General features: G+C 48.2%; 18 protein-coding genes. 8 read left to right on the forward strand and 10 right to left on the reverse strand.

The genetic code is table 11. The features are described 5' to 3' along the window. The first annotated feature begins 164 nt into the window (after window positions 1-164). The 5 genes from RF679_RS10380 (at window position 165) to RF679_RS10400 (ending at window position 7,867) form a co-directional block, all read left to right on the forward strand. Window positions 165-2,435 carry an arginine/lysine/ornithine decarboxylase gene (locus RF679_RS10380; RefSeq protein ID WP_309480569.1) on the forward strand — a complete coding sequence of 757 codons (2,271 nt, stop codon included), beginning with the start codon at window positions 165-167 and terminating at the stop codon, window positions 2,433-2,435. Window positions 2,436-2,586: 151 nt separating this feature from the next. Next, entirely contained in the window at window positions 2,587-3,573 is a 987-nt protein-coding gene (locus RF679_RS10385) for a flagellar brake protein (RefSeq protein WP_309480570.1), read from the forward strand. A 37-nt stretch (window positions 3,574-3,610) separates the two neighbouring features. Then, window positions 3,611-6,091 carry a DUF1800 family protein gene (locus RF679_RS10390; RefSeq protein WP_309480571.1) on the forward strand — a complete coding sequence of 827 codons (2,481 nt, stop codon included), beginning with the start codon at window positions 3,611-3,613 and terminating at the stop codon, window positions 6,089-6,091. Between the two features lie 8 nt (window positions 6,092-6,099). Continuing rightward, window positions 6,100-7,545, forward strand: coding sequence for a DUF1501 domain-containing protein (locus tag RF679_RS10395; protein WP_309480572.1), 1,446 nt, complete (start codon window positions 6,100-6,102; stop codon window positions 7,543-7,545). A gap of 25 nt (window positions 7,546-7,570) precedes the next feature. Further along, window positions 7,571-7,867, forward strand: coding sequence for a YciI family protein (locus RF679_RS10400; protein WP_309480573.1), 297 nt, complete (start codon window positions 7,571-7,573; stop codon window positions 7,865-7,867). A 100-nt stretch (window positions 7,868-7,967) separates the two neighbouring features. On the opposite strand, the gene dcd is transcribed toward RF679_RS10400, so the two are convergent. The 3 genes from dcd to RF679_RS10415 all read right to left on the reverse strand — a co-directional run bounded on the left by dcd (window position 7,968) and on the right by RF679_RS10415 (window position 10,653). Then, the gene (gene dcd, locus RF679_RS10405; RefSeq protein ID WP_309480574.1) at window positions 7,968-8,534 is read right to left on the reverse strand and encodes a dCTP deaminase; all 567 of its coding nucleotides are present in this window, start codon (window positions 8,532-8,534) and stop codon (window positions 7,968-7,970) included. 140 nt (window positions 8,535-8,674) lie between these two features. Then, entirely contained in the window at window positions 8,675-9,682 is a 1,008-nt protein-coding gene (locus tag RF679_RS10410; protein ID WP_309484005.1) for an XdhC family protein, read from the reverse strand. Continuing rightward, a complete protein-coding gene (locus tag RF679_RS10415; RefSeq protein ID WP_309480575.1) occupies window positions 9,682-10,653 on the reverse strand; it encodes a DUF1653 domain-containing protein in 972 nt (323 codons plus the stop codon). The genes RF679_RS10410 and RF679_RS10415 overlap by 1 nt, the downstream gene beginning before the upstream one ends. Before the next feature lie 267 nt (window positions 10,654-10,920). Here RF679_RS10415 and RF679_RS10420 point away from each other — a divergent pair, with 267 nt between their 5' ends. The 3 genes from RF679_RS10420 (at window position 10,921) to RF679_RS10430 (ending at window position 15,038) form a co-directional block, all read left to right on the forward strand. Further along, entirely contained in the window at window positions 10,921-12,216 is a 1,296-nt protein-coding gene (locus RF679_RS10420) for an MFS transporter (RefSeq protein WP_309480576.1), read from the forward strand. A 252-nt stretch (window positions 12,217-12,468) separates the two neighbouring features. Further along, entirely contained in the window at window positions 12,469-14,739 is a 2,271-nt protein-coding gene (locus RF679_RS10425) for an OPT family oligopeptide transporter (protein WP_309480577.1), read from the forward strand. A gap of 38 nt (window positions 14,740-14,777) precedes the next feature. Then, a complete protein-coding gene (locus RF679_RS10430) occupies window positions 14,778-15,038 on the forward strand; it encodes a hypothetical protein (RefSeq protein ID WP_309480578.1) in 261 nt (86 codons plus the stop codon). An 87-nt stretch (window positions 15,039-15,125) separates the two neighbouring features. On the opposite strand, the gene RF679_RS10435 is transcribed toward RF679_RS10430, so the two are convergent. From RF679_RS10435 to surE, 7 genes are all read right to left on the reverse strand, one after another. Next, complete coding sequence (locus tag RF679_RS10435; protein ID WP_309480579.1) at window positions 15,126-16,082, reverse strand: chemotaxis protein; 957 nt, start codon at window positions 16,080-16,082, stop codon at window positions 15,126-15,128. A 312-nt stretch (window positions 16,083-16,394) separates the two neighbouring features. Beyond that, window positions 16,395-17,765, reverse strand: coding sequence for a nucleotide 5'-monophosphate nucleosidase PpnN (gene ppnN, locus RF679_RS10440; RefSeq protein ID WP_309480580.1), 1,371 nt, complete (start codon window positions 17,763-17,765; stop codon window positions 16,395-16,397). A 312-nt stretch (window positions 17,766-18,077) separates the two neighbouring features. Further along, a complete protein-coding gene (gene rlmD, locus RF679_RS10445) occupies window positions 18,078-19,412 on the reverse strand; it encodes a 23S rRNA (uracil(1939)-C(5))-methyltransferase RlmD (protein WP_309480581.1) in 1,335 nt (444 codons plus the stop codon). Between the two features lie 162 nt (window positions 19,413-19,574). After that, the gene (gene rpoS / locus RF679_RS10450; protein ID WP_309480582.1) at window positions 19,575-20,615 is read right to left on the reverse strand and encodes an RNA polymerase sigma factor RpoS; all 1,041 of its coding nucleotides are present in this window, start codon (window positions 20,613-20,615) and stop codon (window positions 19,575-19,577) included. Window positions 20,616-20,670: 55 nt separating this feature from the next. Further along, on the reverse strand, window positions 20,671-21,621 hold the full coding sequence (locus RF679_RS10455) for a peptidoglycan DD-metalloendopeptidase family protein (RefSeq protein WP_373921770.1): 951 nt from the start codon (window positions 21,619-21,621) through the stop codon (window positions 20,671-20,673). Window positions 21,622-21,672: 51 nt separating this feature from the next. Continuing rightward, window positions 21,673-22,533, reverse strand: a complete 861-nt coding sequence (locus RF679_RS10460) for a protein-L-isoaspartate(D-aspartate) O-methyltransferase (protein WP_309480584.1) — start codon at window positions 22,531-22,533, stop codon at window positions 21,673-21,675. Then, entirely contained in the window at window positions 22,530-23,276 is a 747-nt protein-coding gene (gene surE / locus RF679_RS10465; RefSeq protein WP_309480585.1) for a 5'/3'-nucleotidase SurE, read from the reverse strand. The genes RF679_RS10460 and surE overlap by 4 nt, the downstream gene beginning before the upstream one ends. Window positions 23,277-23,339: the final 63 nt, after the last annotated feature.

Below are 23,339 nucleotides of genomic sequence, written 5' to 3' on the forward strand. Positions count from 1 at the left end.
TGTGAAATATCCTGAAATCATGTCGATTATCCGCAAATTTCCTCAATTTTTTTGACAACGAGACCTGCATTTCTGCGAAAATTCGCATCTTTATTTTTTTGGCGCGCAAGCGGTTTAACGAACTGGCCCAGGCGTCTCCCGTAACAAGCTTTTTGGAGACCTTAATGAAATTCCGCTTCCCCATCGTCATCATTGACGAAGACTTCCGTTCTGAAAACACTTCTGGTCTAGGCATTCGCGCTCTTGCTGATGCTATGGAAAAAGAAGGCATGGAAGTGTTGGGTGTCACTAGCTATGGTGACCTTTCGCAGTTCGCACAACAGCAATCGCGCGCCTCTGCATTTATTTTATCGATCGACGATGAAGAATTCGGTGAAGGCACCGACGAAGAAAGTGATTTGGCCTTAAAACCATTGCGCGCATTTGTCGAAGAAATCCGTTACAAGAACGCCGACATCCCGATTTATCTCTATGGTGAAACGCGCACTTCGCGTCACATCCCTAATGATATCTTGCGCGAATTGCACGGCTTTATTCACATGTTTGAAGATACGCCAGAGTTTGTGGCGCGCCATATCATCCGTGAAGCTAAGTCTTACCTCGATAGTTTAGCGCCACCATTCTTCCGTGCTTTAGTACATTACGCGAACGATGGTTCTTACTCTTGGCACTGCCCTGGACACTCGGGTGGTGTGGCATTTTTGAAGTCACCAATCGGTCAGATGTTTCATCAATTCTTTGGTGAAAACATGTTGCGTGCTGACGTCTGTAACGCGGTTGAAGAATTAGGTCAGTTGCTGGATCATACTGGTCCCGTAGCGGCTTCCGAGCGCAATGCAGCCCGTATTTTCAATGCGGATCACTGCTATTTTGTGACCAACGGCACATCAACTTCAAACAAGATGGTCTGGCACTCAACCGTTGCACCAGGCGACATCGTGGTGGTCGACCGTAACTGCCACAAATCGATTTTGCACTCGATTATTATGTGTGGAGCAATCCCCGTTTTCTTGATGCCAACCCGTAATCATCTTGGTATTATCGGCCCTATTCCATTGGAAGAATTTTCCATGGAAAGCATCCAAAAGAAAATTGAAGCAAACCCGTTTGCTCGCGCATCAAAGAACAAGAAACCACGTATTTTGACGATCACACAATCCACTTACGACGGTGTTTTGTACAACGTGGAAACATTGAAGAACATGTTGGATGGCGAGATTGATACGCTGCACTTCGACGAAGCTTGGTTGCCACATGCAACCTTCCACAGCTTCTACCAAGACATGCATGCCATCAGCAAAGATCGTCCACGTGCCAAGAAGTCGATGATCTTCTCAACGCAATCGACACATAAATTACTAGCGGGTATCTCTCAAGCCTCGCAAATTTTGGTGCGTGAATCTGAGACGGTGAAGCTCGACAAAGATAGCTTCAATGAAGCCTATTTGATGCATACATCCACATCTCCGCAATATTCAATTATCGCGTCGTGCGATATCGCTGCAGCGATGATGGAAGCACCCGGTGGTACAGCCTTGGTGGAAGAATCGATCTTGGAAGCACTGGACTTCCGTCGTGCGATGCGCAAAGTCGATCAAGAGTGGGGACAAGACTGGTGGTTCCAAGTGTGGGGCCCCGATCATTTCTCCGAAGATGGCATTGGCACCCGTGAAGATTGGATGATTCGTGCAGAAGATGATTGGCATGGCTTCGGCAAGTTGGCCTCAGGCTTCAACATGCTCGACCCGATCAAAGCAACCATCGTCACACCAGGTCTTTCACTCGAAGGTAAGTTTGCTGAGACCGGCATTCCTGCATCGATCGTGACGAAATATTTGGCTGAACATGGCGTTATCATTGAAAAATGTGGTCTGTATTCGTTCTTCATCATGTTCACGATCGGTATTACCAAAGGCCGTTGGAACACCTTGTTGACTGCTTTGCAGCAGTTCAAAGATGACTACGATAAAAATCAACCGATGTGGCGCATTTTGCCAGAGTTTGCTGCCGCTAATCCGCGCTATGAAGGCGTTGGTCTGCGCGACCTTTGCCAACGCATCCATGAAGTGTATAAATCTCATGATGTAGCACGCTTAACGACAGAGATGTATTTGTCCGATATGCAACCTGCGATGAAGCCATCCGATGCATTTGCCATGATGGCACATCGTGAAATTGAACGTGTTTCGATTGATGAATTGGAAGGTCGTGTCACTGCGATCTTGTTGACTCCTTATCCGCCAGGTATCCCGCTCTTGATTCCGGGTGAGCGTTTCAATAAGACGATTGTCGACTACCTCAAGTTCGTGCGCGTCTTCAATGAACAGTTCCCTGGTTTTGAAACGGACTGTCATGGTCTTGTGAAAGCTGAAGTTGATGGAAAAATTGGTTACTTCGTCGATTGCGTCAAAAAGGATGGTGAGATCGCCAACTGATTTGCTATCGGCGCAATTAGTGACTACTTGCGACTCTATCAAAATCACAACAAAAAGCCGCCAGCGCAAGCCAGCGGCTTTTTTTATGGCTTCTACAACACTATTTCCGATATACAATAGAAAGCATTTTCCACTTGCATTTCCCTTCATTATGAGCCAACTCGGAGCGCTAACACCTGTAGAGAAAGACAAGATTGCATTGGGAGTTCCACTGCCTTGGGCTATCTTCGATGCATGGGGCAACCAGATTCACGATGCTGGCTCAGTCATTACTGATCAAAATGAATTTGACAGTATTGTCGAAGATGGCTATTTCGAGGACTCGCTAGAAGATCCGAATAACGATCAAAAACCCTTACCTGCCCCGACACAAAGCAATACTTTTTCCCAGCCAGCACCGAAAATTACGGTGCCCAACGTTCCGCTAGAACCGATCATCCAGCCTACGAGCATTTCTAATGCGAATGAACAGGACGAGCTCAACAAAGAATCGGTCATGCTCGATCTTGATAGTGTACGTTGGCACGTGGGTGAAACTTTTTTCTTACAGGTGCATGATAACGCGGCCATTCGTTACACCGTGAAACTGATCGGCTATGTGAAGAATCAATCGATCCTCGTAACAGCACCAAGAATTGATGGTCGCGGCGCGATTATTCGCGATGGGCAAACTTTTATCGTACGTGCATTTCCAGGCAAGAAGGCCTATGCGTTTACGGCTTATGCAATCAAGTCTGTCTATACGCCGCATGCCTATTTGCATTTGTCTTACCCCAAAATTGTGCGCTGTACCACGATACGTCAAAACTCTCGCGCCAGCGTCAAGATCATCGCTTCGGTTACAGTCGGCACTCCGGAGCAAACGGCGGCAGCGACCTTAAGCGATATCAGCATGGGCGGCACTTCCGGGATCATCAAGCGTCAGATCGGCGCCAAAGGCGATACTGGCGTGATTAAGTTCAAAGTAACGACGGCTGGCGAAGATGCCTACCTCACCTTGCCTATCATAGTTCGCTCGATCGTCGAAACAGAAAACGCCGACGAGTTCCGTTATGGATTTGAATTCTTCGAAGTGCCAACACAATCGAAATTAATTCTTTCTTCATTTGTACACCAGACTCTCGCAGAGACTGAATAAAGCAAGCTCAAAGTCATGCCGCGTTGAGGAGACCCCGATGAATTACATGCCCAGCTTTACCGAACGCGTAATGAACACTCTGAAAGTACTACTGCTCATCTGCTGCACTATCGCGCTTGCTGCCTGCGGAAAAACCGACTCTTCAAGCGGTCAAAGCACGAACACAAGCGCCGTGTACGCTGGTCCACCGATCATCGGAACTAGTGCCATCAGCTTTAATGGCCCACGTTCCAATTACACCATCACCGCCACACCAACCGGTCTCAGTGTGACCGATAGAGTTGGGACAGATGGGACGACCGCCGTGGCCCCAACAATTAAGGCCTTGTTGTTCAAAGATATCTCAATCAACTTAGAAATCGCCGGAAAGGCTTCGAGTATCGCGGCGAAAGACTTGAATATCCTGATTGAACTCTATATCGCCTACTTCAATCGCGTTCCCGACGCTAATGGATTGGCGTATTGGATAGACCGTTTCAAAGCAGGCATGAGCCTCGATCAGATCGGCGAATCATTCTATGCGGCGGCTTTGTTTTTCCCGAATGAGACAGGATATTCAGCCACAATGACGAACGAAGCTTTCGTTACTCTGATCTACAAAAATGTGTTGGGCCGTCCCAACCCAGACCAACAAGGTCTCGAATATTGGTCCAACAGTCTAGCAAGTGGCGCGACCACACGCGGCACGCTAGTCCGTGTCATGTTGAGTTCCGCACATACGTTTAGCGGTGATCCGACATACGGATGGGTGGCGAATCTACTCGATAACAAAAACAGCGTTTCACGCGAGTTTGCCATCGCACAAGGTATTAGTTACATCAGTGATTCAGATTCAATTTCCAAAGGGATGGCCATTGCGGCGACCGTCACACCATCCGACACAAGTGTGGCCAAAGGCTTAATTGACGCTTTGCTCGGCACCATACCAAACACCACAAACTTTCCAACCGCCAGCCAAGCCTCGCGCTTCCTTGGCCAAGCTACTTTCGGTGCCACCAATGCCGATATCAATTTATTGATGTCCACAGGCATCTCGAATTGGATCGATGTGCAATTCACAAAAAATCAAAGCCTACATAAGACATACATGGACACGACCGCTGCAGGATTATTGAATGGGATCAGCGGACTGAGCCAAAACAACTTCTTCGAATCCTACTGGCAGCAAGCTGTCACGGGCGAAGACCAATTAAGGCAACGCGTCGCCTTCGCCTTATCTGAAATTTTTGTTATTTCATTCCAGGATAGTGGTGTCAATAACTACCCGCGCGGCGTCGCATCCTACTATGACACCCTTGCCAGCGGCGCCTTTGGCAATTTCAGAACTCTCCTTGAGAATGTCTCTTTACATCCCATGATGGGAATCTATTTAACCTCGATGCGCAACCAGAAAGAATCAGGCACGCGCGTCCCTGATGAAAACTACGCACGTGAAGTAATGCAGCTTTTCACGATTGGCCTTTATCAACTCAACCCAGATGGTACAAATGTCTTAGTCAATGGAAAACCTGTCGAGACTTATAGCTACGCCGACATCAGGGGCCTAGCCAAAGTCTTTACTGGCTGGAGCTGGGCAGGTCCCGATAAGACGAGCACTCGCTTTTTTGGCGGAAACGCTGATCCAAATCGTGACGTATTACCGATGCAGTCCTACCCCAACTTTCACTCAATCTCTGAGAAGAAATTTTTGGGGGTAACTATTGCGCCACAATCTCCCGCCAATCCAGAAGCGAGTCTAAAGACCGCCCTCGATACCCTTTTCAATCACCCCAACGTGGGGCCATTCATCAGCAAACAATTGATTCAACGTTTAGTGACCAGCAATCCTAGCCCACAGTATGTGGCCCGAGTAAGTGCTGCTTTCAACGACAACGGCAAAGGCGTACGAGGCGACATGAAAGCCGTCGTTAAGGCAATCTTAATGGATACCGAAGCGCGCAATGATCCTGTCCTATCAAACGCAGGTACAGGAAAGCTCCGTGAACCCGTCGTACGTTTAGCCAATTGGATGCGGGCCTTCAATGCAAAATCGACTTCGACTTTTTTCAAGGTCACGAGCCTTGACGACCCCTTGACTAGCCTCGCGCAGACACCGATGCGCTCACCGACGGTATTCAATTTTTACCGCCCAGGCTACGTCCCTCCAAATTCCGAGATCGCAAATGCTAAATTGGTGGCCCCTGAAATGCAGATCGTGGCCGAACCATCGGTCGTTGGCTACCTGAATTTCATGCGTGACATTATCCCCAATGGCGTTGGATCTTCTCGCGATGTTAAAGCGGACTATACGAACTTGATTGCATTAGCGAGCACACCAGATCAACTGCTCGACCAAGTCAATCTTCTCTTAATGGCGAATCAAATGAGTTCATCTTTAAGAGGTCAAATCTTAAGCGCCGTCAACTCCGTGACGATTCCCGCGACAAACACAACCAATATCGAAAACGCCAAGAAAAATCGCGTCTACTTGGCTATTTATCTGACCATGGCATCGCCAGAATATTTAGTGCAGAAATAGGAGCTGACATGAGCAAACTCAATGTATCGCGACGCGAATTTTTACGGCTCTCCAGTATGCTCGGATCAGCGAGCGCCTTGGGCGTGGCAACGCCATTTGCACTCAATTTGGCCACCATGGGAAGTGCTGCGGCGCAGGGCAACGTCAGTGATTACAAGGCGATCGTCTGTCTCTTTATGTACGGCGCTAACGATCACGCTAACACGGTGCTCGCCACCGATACGACTTCATGGACCCAATACACGACCGTACGGACCACTGCTGAAGCGGGTTCGATAGCATTGCCCGCGGTTGGCACCAATGGAGGCGTGCTTCCAATTACACCAAGCACCCCACAAGTCGGTCGAAGCTTTGGACTACACCCTAGCTTGACGGATCTAAAAACACTCTTCGACAACAAGCGCGCGGCAATTATTGCCAACGTTGGCCCACTGATTGTGCCAACCACGCTCACGCAATATCAAAAGGCAACAGTTCCACTGCCGCCCAAACTTTTTTCGCACAATGACCAACAAAGTCTATGGCAAGCCTACGCGCCAGAAGGTGCTTCGTATGGTTGGGGTGGCCGCATGGGGGACTTATTAGCTGCTAATAATAGTAATCCTATTTTTACGGCGATTTCCACGTCCGGTAATGCTGTATTTTTATCCGGCCGCAACATCATTCAGTATCAAGTCAGCGCATCTGGAGCAACACCAATAACAGGCCTTTCTGGCACCCTGTATGGATCATCTACCGCTGGAAGTACTTTACGTTCGGTGATCACGGGCGACACGGCTAACTACTTTCAAAAGGAACACGCGGCTGTCACAAATCGAGCAATCAACGCACAAGCGCTTTTGGGACCGTCAATGGCGGTCGCAGGCCCCAACGGTGTTCCAAACCCTGGCCAATACACCAATCCTAACACTGGTGCCCTCGCAAATAACGCACTTGCCACTCAATTACAAACGGTAGCAAGAATCATCGCGGGTCGAAACGCGCTTGGCGCAAAACGCCAAGTATTTTTCGTCAGTATGGGTGGTTTCGATACACATGATTTCCAAAAAACTGCGCAGGCAGATTTGTTAGCCCGCCTATCTCATGCAATCAATTATTTCGATGGCGTAATGGGAAATTTGATGGGAACTGACTTACGCAATCAAGTCACCTTATTCACCGCGTCCGATTTCGGTCGCACTTTCACCAGCAACGGAGATGGCACAGATCATGGTTGGGGCTCACACCACTTTATTGTTGGCGGAGCTGTCAAAGGCGGCAATATTTATGGCACGTTCCCGGTCACGGGATTAAAACACGCCGAAGACGTTGGCTCTGGCAGTCTGCTACCACAATTTTCGGTTGATCAGTATGGCGCGACATTGGCGACCTGGTTTGGACTGACTCCGACACAAATCAGTGACGTGTTTCCAAACATTGGCAATTTTGCGACTCGCAATCTCGGATTCATTTAGGCGCCATAAGGATCATCCGTCGCCCATGTTATTCGTCATCAGATTTCACGATAAACCAGAAACACAAGAGATTCGAAAGGCTCTTTTACCATCCCACCTGGCATGGTTAGATCAACATAAGGAATCCATTCTGGTCGGAGGCTCTCTCCGCGTCAGTCCCGAGCAATCACCTGTTGGAGGCTTATGGATTGCGCAAGCTCAATGCAAGGAAGAATTGATGGCGCTGATCGAGAGTGATCCGTTTTGGATTGCAGATCTACGCCTATCTGTAGAGATCTTACATTGGTCGAAAGCATTTGATGATCGCCAAGTACTGGTATGAGGACGCAGCAAGGCAGGTGTTTCCACAAAACTTCATTCGTTGACGAAAAAAAACCTCAAAATAAATTTGAGGTTTTTTATTTTTCGACCTAGGAAACTGATTAGGTTTTCGGAAGCGTCACGCCAACCTGCCCTTGATATTTACCGCCACGATCTTTGTAAGACGTTTCACACAATTCATCGCCTTCGAAGAAGAGGACTTGTGCGCAGCCCTCGCCTGCATAAATCTTCGCTGGCAACGGTGTGGTATTCGAAAACTCCAAGGTGACGTAGCCTTCCCATTCGGGTTCAAACGGCGTCACATTCACGATAATGCCGCAACGTGCGTAAGTCGACTTACCCAAACAAATCGTCAATACACTACGTGGAATACGGAAATATTCGACGGTACGTGCAAGGGCGAACGAATTAGGAGGAATAATACACACGTCGCCTTTGAAATCGACGAATGATTTTTCATCGAAATTCTTCGGATCCACGATGGTGCTGTTGATATTGGTGAAAATTTTGAACTCATCAGCACATCGAATATCGTATCCGTACGATGAAGTCCCATAACTAACGATTTTCTGACCATTCGCCTGACGTATTTGACCCGGCTCATACGGTTCAATCATGCCATGCTCTTCGGCCATCCGCCGTATCCATTTATCCGACTTAATACTCATTTCTTATCCTAGTTGGAAAGTCTTTCATAGCGTGAAATTTTACGCGAAAACATTGAAAGTATGCGAAGTTTTAGAGCATTAGAGCACGTAAAAGCGCACGAAAACAGGGCGAATCGGGGCAAAACGACTCATTTGGCGACTTAGCTCGAACCATTACTCCCCTTCTCTTGCTCTTTTACGAATCCGACTTCGATTTCCTTTGGAATCTTTACCCCGTTCTTGACGGCGATAATTTCCGCCATGATAGAGACCGCAATTTCAGGAGGCGTTTTACTGCCAATGTAAATCCCCACTGGCCCCTTCAAACGAGAAATTTGTTCTTCATTCAGATCAAACAATGCAAGCCGTTCACGCCGTTTTGCATTATTGATGCGCGAACCGATCGCTCCAACAAAAAACGCTTCTGACTTGAGTGCCTCCATTATGGCCAAATCATCTAGCTTAGGATCATGGGTCAATGCCACCACCGCACTACGTTGATCTAACTGCATCGACATCACGATGTCATCCGGCATTTCTCGGGACAATCTCACCCCATCAAGGGGCCAAGTTTCGTGATACTCCTCACGCGGGTCGCACACCGTCACTTCGAAATCCAATCCGACAGCGATACTCGCTAAAAAGCGCGACATCTGGCCTGCGCCAATCACCAACAAACGCCAACGTGGGCCATGTGCCGTGTTGAGATGCGTATCCGATAAGCTCAGGCCACGATCTCGGGCAACCTGTATCAGACTCACAGCGCCATTCGCCAACTCCAAACTTCGCTGCACTAGACGATGTTCACGCAACATGAAGAGCAGGTCTGCGATACGACTGCGTTCACTCAGCGGTTCGATCAACAACTGGATCGTTCCGCCGCAAGGCAAGCCAAAGCGATGTGCCTGATCAGCGCTCACGCCATAGGTCAGGAGTTCCGGCACTTGACGTCGAAACCCATGCTCTTGGACTTGTGCGATCAAATCATCCTCGATGCATCCACCAGAGATCGAACCGACCACCAAGCCACCCTCACCGAGCGCCAACATTGAACCTTCTGGACGCGGACTTGAACCCCAAGTTTTTACCACGGTAACGAGCTCACATCGTTTTCCTTGTTCCAGCCAAGTGGCACAGGTACGCAAAACCTCTAAATCGACCGATTCCATCATTCCTCTATTTGCGTGAAACGTTGGACTTGCCGACCATCGATATTCAACATCTCAAAAAAAACTGCGCGCGGTCTGGTCCACATACTGCCATCGTGCGAACGGTATACGATGACAGGGCTCAAATCAGACTCTTGCGTCGCCTCACCAACGAGTTCATAAATGCCACCTTTGTAATGGCGAAAACGGATTGGTTTCGGCGCGGGCACATTGACCGGCTCGTGTTTTGAATGATCGTGATGATTCATGAATTGCTTTCCTTGTTCTTTCGGTTCTGCGATTTGAACTTTATTTTTTCCGGTATTTGAATTGTGAAGAGTAGCCGCTGCGACTACAGACTCAGTACACCAAGACGCAATATAAGTGGGGACCTTCGTTGCCTTCAAGCGTGTGACCTGCACTAAAAGTTCTGGATCGATCGCATCGATCTGCGCATTTTGAAGAGAATGACTTCGTATCAAATGCTGCCCCAAATTGAGCATTAAATGCGCCGTCACTTCCGCATCCGCCTCTGCTCGATGGGCACGTCCAGAAAACTTAATCCCTAGCCGTAAAGCGAGCGGCCCAAGTGAGTAGCTTTCAAAACCGGGACGCAAGCGCCGCGCTAATTTCACAGAACAAATCGTTCCACGGTGACGCGGTAACTGCTGACACAATTGGGCTTCAGCGAATAAAAACTTCTCATCAAAACTCGCGTTATGGGCCACCAAATAATCCTCGCCAATAAACTCAATCAACTTTGGAATCACCTCATCCACACTGGGAGCTTGATCTACCATCGCTTGTGTAATTCCCGTCAACTGAGTGATAAAACTCGGAATAGTGACGTCAGCGTTGACCAAGGACACAAAACGCTCGGTGAGTTGATCGCCCTCGATGCGTATCGCAGCGACTTCCGTGACCCGCCCACCATGTTCTGGACTCATGCCTGAGGTTTCAAAATCAAGTACGACTAATGGTTTTCGAAACATGTTGTCCCGCTATAAAAATTCTGATTGCTGACGAATAGGAATTACTCAGCATTGTAAAGCCTATCGCAGAGTCCAGTTAGCTTCTCCTCCCATGCCGTTTAGAGAAAATACAGATTTCACCACATCGAGTAAAATACGAGCTCTCGATATCATCAAGCAAAACGTGCGCTGCCACCTTGGTGACCAACTTTACTCGCGTATTCCTCTGCAGCGCCAGTCGTTGCAAAACTTAGTAAGCGTTACAAAATTCCTCGAATCATTGCTTGCATGATCAGTAAGAGCCTTCAATCCCTTCGTCGCGCCGTCAGCGTGAATAACTACTTGAGTGAAAATGATCTTCTGCGCGATCCGGTTTACCGACGTCTGTGGCTTTCGATCCTGATTAGCACCTTTGGCGCCCAAATCACACTTTTAGCCTTACCCTTGACCGCTGCGGTGCTTCTCCATGCGACGCCGACGCAAATGGGGCTGCTTGCTTTTTTCGAACTCATCCCTTACGTATTGCTGTCCTTGCCTGCAGGTGTATGGCTAGACCGAATTCGCAAATTACCAGTTTACGTTGTCGGTGAAGTTGCCATTGCACTAGCGGTTGCCAGTGTCCCGGTGGCTTGGTGGCTCAACTCCTTGCATATTTACTGGCTGTACGTAGTGGGCTTCATCATCGGTGCCGTGAACACGACGGCCGGTACGGCGGCACAAATTGTGCTCACTCAGATTGTCCCGCGTGAGCGATTGATCGAAGCCCATGCCAAGAACGCCTTAGCCAGCTCAGGTGCCGAAGTTGCTGGACCAGCAACCGCTGGCGCGATTATCAAATTGCTTGGAGCACCTTTAGCATTGATCGCCGATGCGGTTTTACTGATCACATCCGCTACGATCTTGAGAAAAATCACCATTAATGAAACCATCGCTCCGACTACCGAATCCCACTTTTGGCGCGACCTGCGAGCAGGACTGAGCTTCGTTAAGAACAACCGAATTCTTGTGAATCTCGCCTTGATCGTCGGCGGTTGGCAGATTTCCTACAACGCCGCGTTGGTCGTTCAAATTTTGTTTGCTACTCGCACGCTCGGACTTTCCGAACATGCGGTCGGTCTCAGTTATGTGGCGATGGGCGTCGGAACCATTTTCGCGAGTGCTGTTGGTAACAAAATCAGTCAAACCAAGGGGCCAGGCTACTGCCTTACCCTCGGCATTTTTATCTGCGGATTTGGATGGTCGGTATTAGCACTCGCCCCCGCAAACTATTGGGGTATCGCGGCGTTTGCTTTGATGTTATTTTGTCTCGCCACTGGTGGTGTATTTATCTTTATTAATTTTCTTGCCTTACGCCAAAGTGTCACGCCGGAACATCTTCTAGGTCGTATGACGAGCACCATGCGTTGGCTGATCTTGATTCCTGCTGGGCCAGGCGCTTTGCTCGGAGGTTGGCTTGGTGAACATTATGGTTTGCGTGAGTCACTTGCATTTTCCGCGATATCCGTGCTGGTGGTCGGTGTGCTCGCCTGGCGCAATCAGACTATTCAAGGAATTAAAAGCTTACCGAAAGCAAGTGCGCACTGAAAGCGAACTGTGGCAATACAAACAAAGATCTTGCCAGACACATACAAAATTTGCACTTCACCACATAAACCCGCCATAATGCCAGCCATTCCATGATGCTAGATCTGTGTTGAGATACGAGGTTTGAGTACTCCAACTGAATTGAGTGATGTCGCTCAACTTTGTTGTACGAAGTCAAACTGATCTTAAGTGCACGACATATCCGATCATCGAATACATAAAATCTATAACGAGACTCTACCGAGGTTTATTATGTCGCAGGGCACCACCACGCCATTCCGCCCCTATATCCCAGATCAAGCAAATTTGCCTGAATTCACGCTGCGCTCGCTCTTGATGGGTACGATACTGGGTATGATTTTTGGCGCCTCATCGCTCTATTTGGTGCTCAAAGTTGGCCTTACAGTGAGTGCATCAATCCCCGTCGCAGTCATCGCCATTACCTTATTCAGGCTCGGTCATAAATTCGGCACTCGCGATTCAAGCATTCTTGAAAATAGCATCGCACAGACGGCAGGATCGGCTGGCGAATCCCTTGCATTTGGTTTGGGCGTAACCATGCCCGCGATCTTGATTTTAGGGTTTGATCTTGAAATCTTTCGCGTCATGTTGGTCGCGGTGCTCGGTGGATTGCTTGGCATCTTGTTGATGATCCCGATGCGCCGCACCATGATTGTGGAGAAGCATCACGAACTAAAATATCCAGAAGGTACCGCCTGTGCCGAAGTGCTTAAAGCGGCCGCGGACGACGCTTCACGCGCTGCGGCTGGGGAATCGAGCAACCCTAATGCGCAAGCAGATGCAAGTCGACGTGCGACAATTATTTTTGGTGGATTTATCGTCGGCTTGGTCTACAAGGTATGCAACATCGCGTTGAAAGGCTGGAAAGACACCGTCGACTTCGTCTTTTCTGCGCCTCTAAAAGGTGGTTCGATCGGATCGGAGATTTCACCCGAACTACTTGGTGTTGGTTACATCATTGGCCCACGCATAGCGGCTATCATGGCCGCGGGTGGCGTCCTATCCTATTTGCTGTTAATCCCGATGATCAAATTTTTCGGTGATGGTTTGCTAGTCCCATTAGCACCGGGCACAAAGCTCATCAACGCCATGAGTCCCAATGAAATCCGTGGGGCTTATGTTCTCTACATTGGTGCGGGAGCCGTTGCTGCAGGCGGTTTGATCAGTTTGATGCGAGCAATGCCTTTGATTTGGCGCAGTCTTTCGAGCGGCATCAGCGGCTTGACCGAAAAAAATATAAGCACTGAAACCAAGCATGAGATTCGTCGCACGGAACAAAGTCTGAGCATGAAATGGGTGGTAATCGGTTCCTTGGGCATTGTTGCGATGATTACCATCGCCACACCTTTACACATGAATGTCCTCGGAGCGCTTTTGATTCTTGTCTTTGGCTTTTTGTTCGCAACGGTTTCATCACAGCTGACTGGCCAAATTGGACAGTCTTCAAATCCAATCTCAGGTATGACGGTCGCAACATTACTGTTCACCTGCCTCATCTTCCTACTCATGGGATGGGTCGGTGGTCAATATTATGTGACTGCGTTATCGGTCGGTGCCATCGTCTGTATTGCATCAAGCGTCGCCGGTTGCACTTCACAAGATTTAAAAACAGGTCACTTAGTTGGATCAACTCCCAAATACCAACAATATGCCATTCTCATTGGTGCCTTCTGCTCTGCTTTGTTACTCGGCCCCATCCTGCTGAAACTCAACGATTCGAGTACTGTCTACGTACCGATCGCAGAAGTTGCACCTGGACTGCAAACCAACACCAACTCACTCAAAGAAAAAACAAATCTGATCGGGCCTCAAGGCGAGCAAGATAAAAATACTTACCTTGTCTGGCATAAGGCAGATAATAAAGACGCACCAGCAGGGAAATACCTAGTTGATCCACAAGGCACTGCAGTGTATTTAGTAGATCCCGGCATCAATGGCACACATAACAAGCGACCAGATGGCTCAGAAGTCAAAAAGTATGATGCCCCCAAAGCCGTGCTGATTTCATACATCATTAAAGGCATTCTCGATGCGGAATTACCTTGGGGCTTGGTTTTATTTGGCGTAATTATCGCGATCACCCTCGAAATGTCAGGCATCCCATCACTCGCGTTCGCAGTCGGTGTGTATCTGCCGCTCGCATCATCAGCCCCTCTTTTTATTGGCGGCATGGTGCGTTGGTTTGTTGACAGAAGGAATGCAAAATTAAGTCAATACAAAGGTCTTGACGAGGAACAAATGCAAGCAGCTGGTGACCGCAGCAATGGCGTCTTACTCTCGTCTGGCTATATTGCGGGTGGCGCGTTAGCGGGCATTGTGATTGCCTTTAGTGCGGGAATCATGACGGATTTCGACCGTACTATCACAACGTGGGCGAGCACCAACAATCCATTTTTCGAGGGCGCGAAATCCGACTGGCTCTCATTGATTCCATTCTCTTTGATTTGCTTAGGCCTCTATTTAATAGGCCGAGAGAAGGATACGAAAAGGGATATGAAATAGCTTTCAGAAGATAATCAGTCACTAACAAGTAAGGCACAATGATGAACACTACCCTTGACTGCAAAAACCAAACCGTCCAAGTCGGCGACATTGTTCGCGTAATCACCCTTGCCCCTGGGTTTATTAAGCAGTTTCCAGCTGATGAGAGAATCTTAATCGAATCGATGATCGGCAACTTCTTTAAAGTCATTGCCATTGAGGATGGTGCGGCCTGTGTGGAGCGCGAATGGCACAATGAGCGCGGCCAATTGCAAAGCCACGTTATCGGACTTGACAGCGAAGAGATGGAAAAAGTCTAGCGGCTCAACCAAAAAATCAAACGGCAATATAAGACAAAGGCGCCAAAAAGGCGCCTTTTGTTTTTTGTTTCGTGACGAAACTTACACTCAGTTAGCAATCACCTCGCGAATCGTCGCAGCTAATTCCTCCGCCACAAACTTTGCGACGTAAGCGTCAGCCCCAACACTGCGAACGTGATCTTCGTTTGTCGTACCAGAGAGTGAGGAATGAATAATCACAGGCAAACCTTTAAAACGATCATCTTGCTTGATATTGCGTGTAAGGGTAAATCCATCCATCTCAGGCATCTCGAGATCCGTCAGCACCAGTGCCACTTTATCGCGTAGATCCTTACCTTCTGCAACAGCTCCCGCCTGCATTACTTGCAACTTATCCCAGCATTCCTTGCCGGTTTTCGACATGATGTAAGGTGCGCCAATGGCATCCAAGGCTTGCCCAATCAATCCGCGGGCAACCGCTGAATCATCTGCAGCCATAATCACTGAACCAGGCTTCATTTTCAATTTCGCGCCAATTGTCTCAGAATCGACGTCCTTATTGCCCTTCGGTGCAATCTGACGCAAGATTTGCTCGACGTCCAAGACCTGCGCCAAACGGGTGTCTTCGGCATCACCATCAAGACGTGCGATACTCGTAACTAAACCACCAGCAGCGCTTGATTCCGCTGAGAGAACATGGCTCCAATCGAGACGGACAATTTCTTCAACCGACTCCACCGCGAAGCCTTGAGTAGACCGAGCAAACTCAGTCACCAGCATGATGTTTAAACCAGATTTCGGTGTGCGCCCGACCACCGATGGCAAATCAATCACTGGAATAATTTGACCACGCAGATTCACCACCCCCAAGTTGTGGGGCAAAGCACCAGCGACCGCCGTAATTTCCGGCATAGCCACAATCTCCCGTACCTTGAAAACATTAATCCCGAACAGCTCAGAACGCTCATTCACGGTATCAACGCCAAGTCTGAACAACAATAACTCGAACTTATTCGAGGAAATCAAATTGGTACGTTCATCAACTTCGTGTTGTACAGTACTCATGTTCATCATCCTTATAGGTTAGTGAGACGGTCAAGGAAGAACTTACAAGCCCCATCTGCACCGAGTTGCATAGATAAAGCTATTTATCTTTATTATGCTACTTTTTTTCCAGGAAACACTACTTTCCCATCTGAAATATTTGTCTTTTTTGATCTATGCAACAAATATGTGACAACTCCGGGGGAAAGACCGTGTTTCGAGAAGAGCTAGGCACGAATTTGGCGAAGTTTGTTTCACCAACAGTGACAATAAAGTCGGCAACTTCGCCCCAATCTCTTCCCTAAGATGACCTAACGATCGTCTAAGATTCGCTTATTTGATGACTTTATAACAAGGAACGTAGGCCTTTCCTGGTAACTTCATCCGCGATTGCGTGACGAAGGAATGCAACAAGGCGTCCATCGAATGCATAATTTCTGGATCGCCCACAATTTCAAAGTGACCATATTTCTCGATCGCACGAATTCCTTGATCCTTGACGTTGCCGGCAACTACGCCCGAGAAGGCTCGGCGTAAATTCGCGGCCAACAAGTGTGGTTCTTGATTCTTATGCAGAGCCAATGAGCGCATGTTTTCGTGCGTTGGCAGGAATGGACGCTGAAACTCTTCATCGATTTTTAGCATCCAATTGAAGTAGTACGCATCACCATGTGCTTTGCGATAGGCGCGCACTTCTTTAATGCCCTCTTGCATGACCTTCGCCACTTGAACAGGATCATCGATAATGATCTGATATTTCGAACGCGCTTTTTCACCCAAAGTGGCAGCGATGAACTGGTCAATCTGTTCAAAATAAGCCGCGGCACTGGACGGACCAGTAAACACGACAGGGAAAGGCAATTCATCGTTCTCTGGGTGCAGCAAAATACCGAGCAGATACAAAATCTCTTCCGCAGTGCCAGCACCACCTGGGAATACGATAATCGAGTGAGCCACTCGAACGAAGGCCTCTAAACGCTTTTCGATATCTGGCATGATGACAAGATCATTGACGATAGGATTCGGCGCCTCGGCTGCAATAATGCCTGGCTCAGACAAGCCCAAGTAACGGCCATGTCCAACGCGTTGCTTCGCATGCGCAATCGTGGCGCCCTTCATTGGGCCTTTCATCGCGCCAGGACCACAACCGGTGCAGATATCCATACCGCGCAAACCCAACTGGTAACCAACTTCTTTGGTGTAATCGTATTCGATACCAGAGATCGAGTGACCACCCCAGCACACAACCAAATTCGGATTAATTTGTGGCTGCAAAATATTCGCATTGCGCAGAATATGGAAGACCGCGTCAGTAATCCCTTCCGTCGTCGACAAATCAATTTTTGCGTTTTGCAAAACTTCACTATCGATAAACAAAATGTCTCGCAACACTGCGAACAAATGTTCTTGAATCCCTTTAATCATGACACCATCAACGAAGGCACTCGCTGGTGCGCCCTTCACAAACAATTTGATGCCACGTTCACGTTGAATAATGCTGATATCAAAACTCTTATAACGCTCTAACAATTCTTTGCCATCATCCAGGCCGCTACCACAATTCAATACCGCCAATGCGCAGTTACGAAACAACTGATACAAACCACTATGACTGGTGTCCCACAAACGGGCCACTTCTGCTTTAGACAAAACTTCTAGACGCCCTTCCGGGGCAATTTCAGTATCGATTACTTCATATTCCATTTTTTATTTTCCTTTATTTTCTTTTTACTTCTTTACTACTCTTCGCTACTACTCTTCGCTACTACTCTTCGCTACTACTCTTCAATACCAATTTTCTCTACTCATTTCACATTTTGCCATTTCAGTATCTGCTGCTTGGTAAGATCTGGCAAGTACAGCACGGGAATCTCTTGCGTGGACGTCGATCATCGCGATGAAATTGATCGAAAAAAAGTTCTTAATCTGTCAATACGCCCACTTCAAAAAGCGAGTCCCCAAAAAAAAGCCGGCTACAAGAGCCGGCTGTTGAATCATATACTACCATATATTTTTTCAAGGTAAATCAAAAACTGCCATTGATTCCACATGTGAGGTATGTGGGAACATATTTACGACACCTGCTTTACGCATTACATAGCCAGCTTCATTCACTAACATGCCTGCATCGCGTGCCAAAGTACCAGGACTGCAGGATACGTACACAATGCGCTTAGGACGCAGTTCTGGTGCTAATTTTCCTAAATCGATCAAAGCTTGGCAGACCGCCATGGCGCCATCGCGCGGTGGATCAACTAGGAAGCGGTCAAACTTTCCAAGCGCAACGAAGTCCTCGGCTTTCGCCTCAAATAAATTGCGTGTTGCGAACGATAGTTTATGATCGAGACCATTCGCCTTCGCGTTTTCCATCGCACGCTCAGTTAATGCCGTGCTACCTTCGATACCCACAACTTCACGCGCCAAAGTCGCAATCGGCAAAGTAAAATTCCCTAAGCCACAGAACAAATCAAGAATACGCTCGCCTTTTTGCACATCGAGCAAACCAAGAGCACGAGCAACCAATACGCGATTGATGTGATGATTCACCTGCGTAAAATCAGTCGGTTTGAAAGGCATCTTCACACCGAACTCTGGCAACAAATAATGCAAGTCAGATTGCGCTGGATAATACGGCTCAGCACTATCAGGACCGGCCGTCTGCAGCCACCATTGCACTTGAAATTGATCTGCAAAGGCTTTCAATTTTTCGGCATCACCTGGTCCGAGTGGCTGCATGATACGCAGTACCATCGCAGTCACACCTTCACCAATCGCTAATTCGATTTGCGGCAATGCTTCGATAATCGTCAGGGAAGCAATCAATTCACGCAATGGCATCAACATCGCCGATACATGGGCCGGCAAAATATCGCAGGTTTCCATATTCGCGACATAACGTGATTTCTTCTCGTGGAAACCAACCAAGACGATGCCTTTTTTATGGACGTTACGCACTGATAAACGCGCGCGATAACGATAGCCCCAGGTCGGCCCATAGATTGGGCGCATCACCATTTCTGGCTTAACCTTGCCGATATGTCCAAGGTTATCTTCTAGCACGCGCTGCTTCATTGCCACTTGCGCATTCGGCTCTAGATGTTGCATAGAACAGCCACCACAAACACCGAAGTGCGGGCATCGCGGCTTGATGCGTTGCGAGGATTCTTTAACGATAGGGCCTAAAGTAGCGGCTTCCCAGCTCGCTTTCTTCTTGTAAGGGTTAAAGCCCACAGTTTCGCCGGGCAACGCACCTTCGACAAAGACTACTTTTCCAGGTGAGCCGTCTTCATTTTCCAAATGGCCAACGCCGCGCGCGTCCATATCGAGGGAACGGATATTAATTGTATTCATGATTAACAAGACGATGCCAAGATGGCATCGAGGAATGCCTCACCGACAAGATTGTCAGGTCGAGCGAGCTAAAAGGAAAAAACCAGGCGGCATTATACCGTGATAAAGAACCAGTGATACAGAACCGTGGATACAGCTCAAGATCCGCGCAATAGCGTGCGATTACAGCAAGGCATCGCGGCCCACGCCACGCGAAATGAAGCTACGTTTCAACTTTACCAAAGCTTCTTGCTGAATTTGGCGGACGCGTTCACGGGTGATTCCCATTTCATCAGCCAAAGTTTCTAGTGTCACAGGATCGTCATTATCAAGACCAAAACGACGCATGATCACAATTCTTTGTTTATCCGGTAGCTTGGACAACCAATCGCGGACTAAGACCGTCACTTCATGATGCTCGGCTTGCGTATCGGGTGCATGCTCACTATCGCCAGGCAGCATGTCCAACAAACTACTCTGTGGATCACCATCCAATGGCGTATCCAAGGACATCGCATGCTCTGACAAAGCCAAGATATCCTGCACCTCATCGAGTGGTCGACTGACGAGATGTGCGATATCGTCTGCACTGGCATCTTTGCCATCACGTTGTTGCGCTTCCAAATGGTATTTGGCGCGTAGAATCTGATTCAATTCGCGCACGACGTGGACTGGTAATCGAATCGTCCGTGCTTGATTCATAATCGCCCGTTCAATACTTTGGCGTATCCACCAAGTAGCATAAGTCGAAAAACGGAAGCCACGTTCTGGCTCAAACTTGTCGATGGCGTGCATCAAACCGAGGTTGCCTTCCTCGATCATATCCAACAAAGCCACACCACGATTGATATAGTGTTTGGCGATCGACACCACCAAACGCAAATTGTGCTCGATCATCTTTTGGCGAGCAGCAAAATCTCCTTGCTTCGCCAACGTCGCATAATGCAACTCTTCTGCCGCCATAAACAAGGGGCGCGTGCCGATCTGATTCAGGTAGTGCTGCGTCGTATCGGTCGATAATTCCGCCGCCAAGATATTCTTGATTTCGTCGATCGGCGCCAATACTGCCGCTGAGGTTTCTGTGACTTCATCTCCATGAACGCTCTCGAACTCATCACTTGAAGATTCATTCAAACCTTCATCACCATCATCGGTTTCATGACGATCGTAGTGATGGTTTTCATCCTTTACTTCCAAAGACTCGCGCTTCGATTTATTTGTCATGATCAAATCAAGGATACGTGCTTGTTTAATTTTTGGTGAATTTCTCTGAAGCGATTCACCTAGGAGGTAGCAGCTTCAAAGGGTCAATCGGCTTACCTGCTTGACGAATTTCAAAGTGAAGTTTCACGCTGTCGGTATCGGTATTACCCATTTCAGCGATTTTCTGTCCTTTAGAAACTGGCTGCCCCTCTTTTACGACATTTACTTTATTGAAGGCATACGCAGTCAAATAATTATTCGCGTGCATGATAATTACGATATTGCCATATCCGCGCATCGCATTTCCTTGATAAATGACTTTACCCGAAGCCGATGCGTAAATATCTTGTCCGGACTTGCCAGCGATCTGTACGCCTTTGACTCGTACATCGTCAAATGTCGCAACGACTTTACCTTCAGTTGGCCACGCCCAATCAATTGACTCAATAGCCTTATCGGCTGGCTTCTCGGCAACTTTCGGAGCGACTTCATTTTTCACCGGAGCACCAAGCGATGGCGAATTCTGCTCGTTCTTCTGCATCTCAGCCAACGTCGCCTCGGAGTATGCTCGCTTATCTCCGCGAGGAGCGGTTTTGTTGGTTGCTGGATTGATCGGATTCAGATTACGAACTTCGATACTCGAATTGTTTCCCACTGGGTTCGCCTTCGCGGTGCCCTGTGCGTCCGGTGGGGCCACATACAGAACTTGGTCAACCTTGATGTCATTAGGATTACTGAGGTTATTCCAAGCCACGATGTCGCGATAATTCAATCCCAATTCGAAAGCAATTCGCAACAAAGTATCACCACGTTTAACAGTGTAGGTTGGGCGATTATCAACGACCGGTTTCGTCGCACTAACATCCGATTGAGTGGGCTGCGTTTCTTTTACAACTTCATTGCTACGCTCAACGACTGGTGCTTGATGCGGCGTACTAACGCAAGCACTCATGAACAAGGCAATACCTAACAACGCCCCATTACGAATTGCCGTCTTGAACTGTTTTATCTGTTTAAGCTGTTGCATTTTCATCTGAATTCATTCAATCATTGCAATTTCAATTCGATCAAAGATGATCTAAATAACGCCTTGGTGCAATGGCACAAAATGGCAGTGTTCCAGTGTTGTACTTCGCCATTCATCTTTGCCAATCCGCTCAACAAGTTGCAGCACTTGATTCCGTGAGCCGACTGGAGCAATTAAGCGTCCACCGATCGACAACTGTAAGAACAAGCTCTTTGGCACTTCCATACCTGCCGCCGCTAATATGATACCGTCAAATGGTGCAACTTGTGGCAATCCTAGCATTCCATCTCCATAATGCAGACGGATATTGGCGATACGCATGGGGCGCAAGTTTTCCTTTGCAAGCTCATGCAAAGCCTTAATGCGCTCAATCGAATAAACCTCTTTAGCCACCAAAGAAAGTACGGCCGCTTGGTAACCACAACCCGTGCCAATTTCCAAGACGCGCTCCAGATCTTTTCCATTCCGCAAAATCTCTATCATGCGGGCGACAATATATGGCTGCGAAATCGTTTGGTGGTGTCCGATCGGTAGAGATGCATCGACATAGGCTTGACCTGATAAGCCTGGCTCGATAAACATATGACGCGGGATCGCTTCCATTGCGCCCAAAACTTTCGCATCTTTCACACCCTGTTGCGCGATGCGAGTCACCATAGCTTGTCGAATCTTTTCAGAAACCAAGATGCCACTTCCCGCTTTTGGCGCGCTAGTTGCCGAATCGCTTTTCGTCGAAACTGGTATAGAAGCTTTTACCCCGATGGAACTCTGGCGTACAGGATTATCTTGTTGATGTTTTGCGGCATTTCGTACAGCCGTCTGAGGCATGGCCACGCCTTTCGACACTCCGCGTTTATCTGCCTCTACAACGGACGAAAGGCTCAAGGGAAAACGACGGCCTTGTTGAGTCATTGATTCCCCTTTTCGCCAGCATGAATTTGTTGGAGCACCTGATAATTCGTCAAATCAATTTGCAGCGGAGTCATCGACACGTAGGCCTCCGAGCATGCATGAAAATCGGTTCCGGGACCAGCGTCTCGCGCTGCACCTGGCGGACCGATGCGGTAGACTTCACCACCGTCCACGCCGACCTCGCGAATTACCGGTTCGGACATGTGACGCTTCCCCAAACGAGTCCACTGAATGCCTTTGATAGCATGTTCAGATAGATTCGGAATATTCACATTGAATAAGAACGCTGGAGACAATGGAGGAAGGTGATTCAAAATGATTTTACGAGCAATTTGCGCAGCAGCCTCTAGCTCTTCCCAGCCTTTGTCGACTTGAGAAAAAGCGACGGCCGGAATGCCGAACAAGAAGCCCTCGGTCGCAGCGGCAACGGTACCTGAATACAAGGTATCGTCGCCCATATTTTGCCCTTGATTGATCCCAGACACGATCAAGTCTGGTGGCGAACTCATCAGTGCAGTCAACGCCACGTGCACACAATCTGTCGGCGTTCCGTCCACATAGTAGATGCCCGACTCATCCTGTCGCAAACGCAAAGCGCGATCAAGCGTCAATGCGTTCGATGTACCGGATCGATTATTTTCAGGAGCTACAATGGTGATATCGGCAAAATCGCGCAGTGCATTGGCGAGTGCCCGAATGCCCGGCGCTTGATATCCATCGTCATTACTAATGAGTATTTTCATGCTCTGCATTGTACCTGATGCAGTTCACGAATTTTGAAGATACAACATCTTTTTTGTGCCGAG

Source organism: Undibacterium cyanobacteriorum (assembly GCF_031326225.1).
GTDB lineage: Bacteria > Pseudomonadota > Gammaproteobacteria > Burkholderiales > Burkholderiaceae_D > Undibacterium > Undibacterium cyanobacteriorum.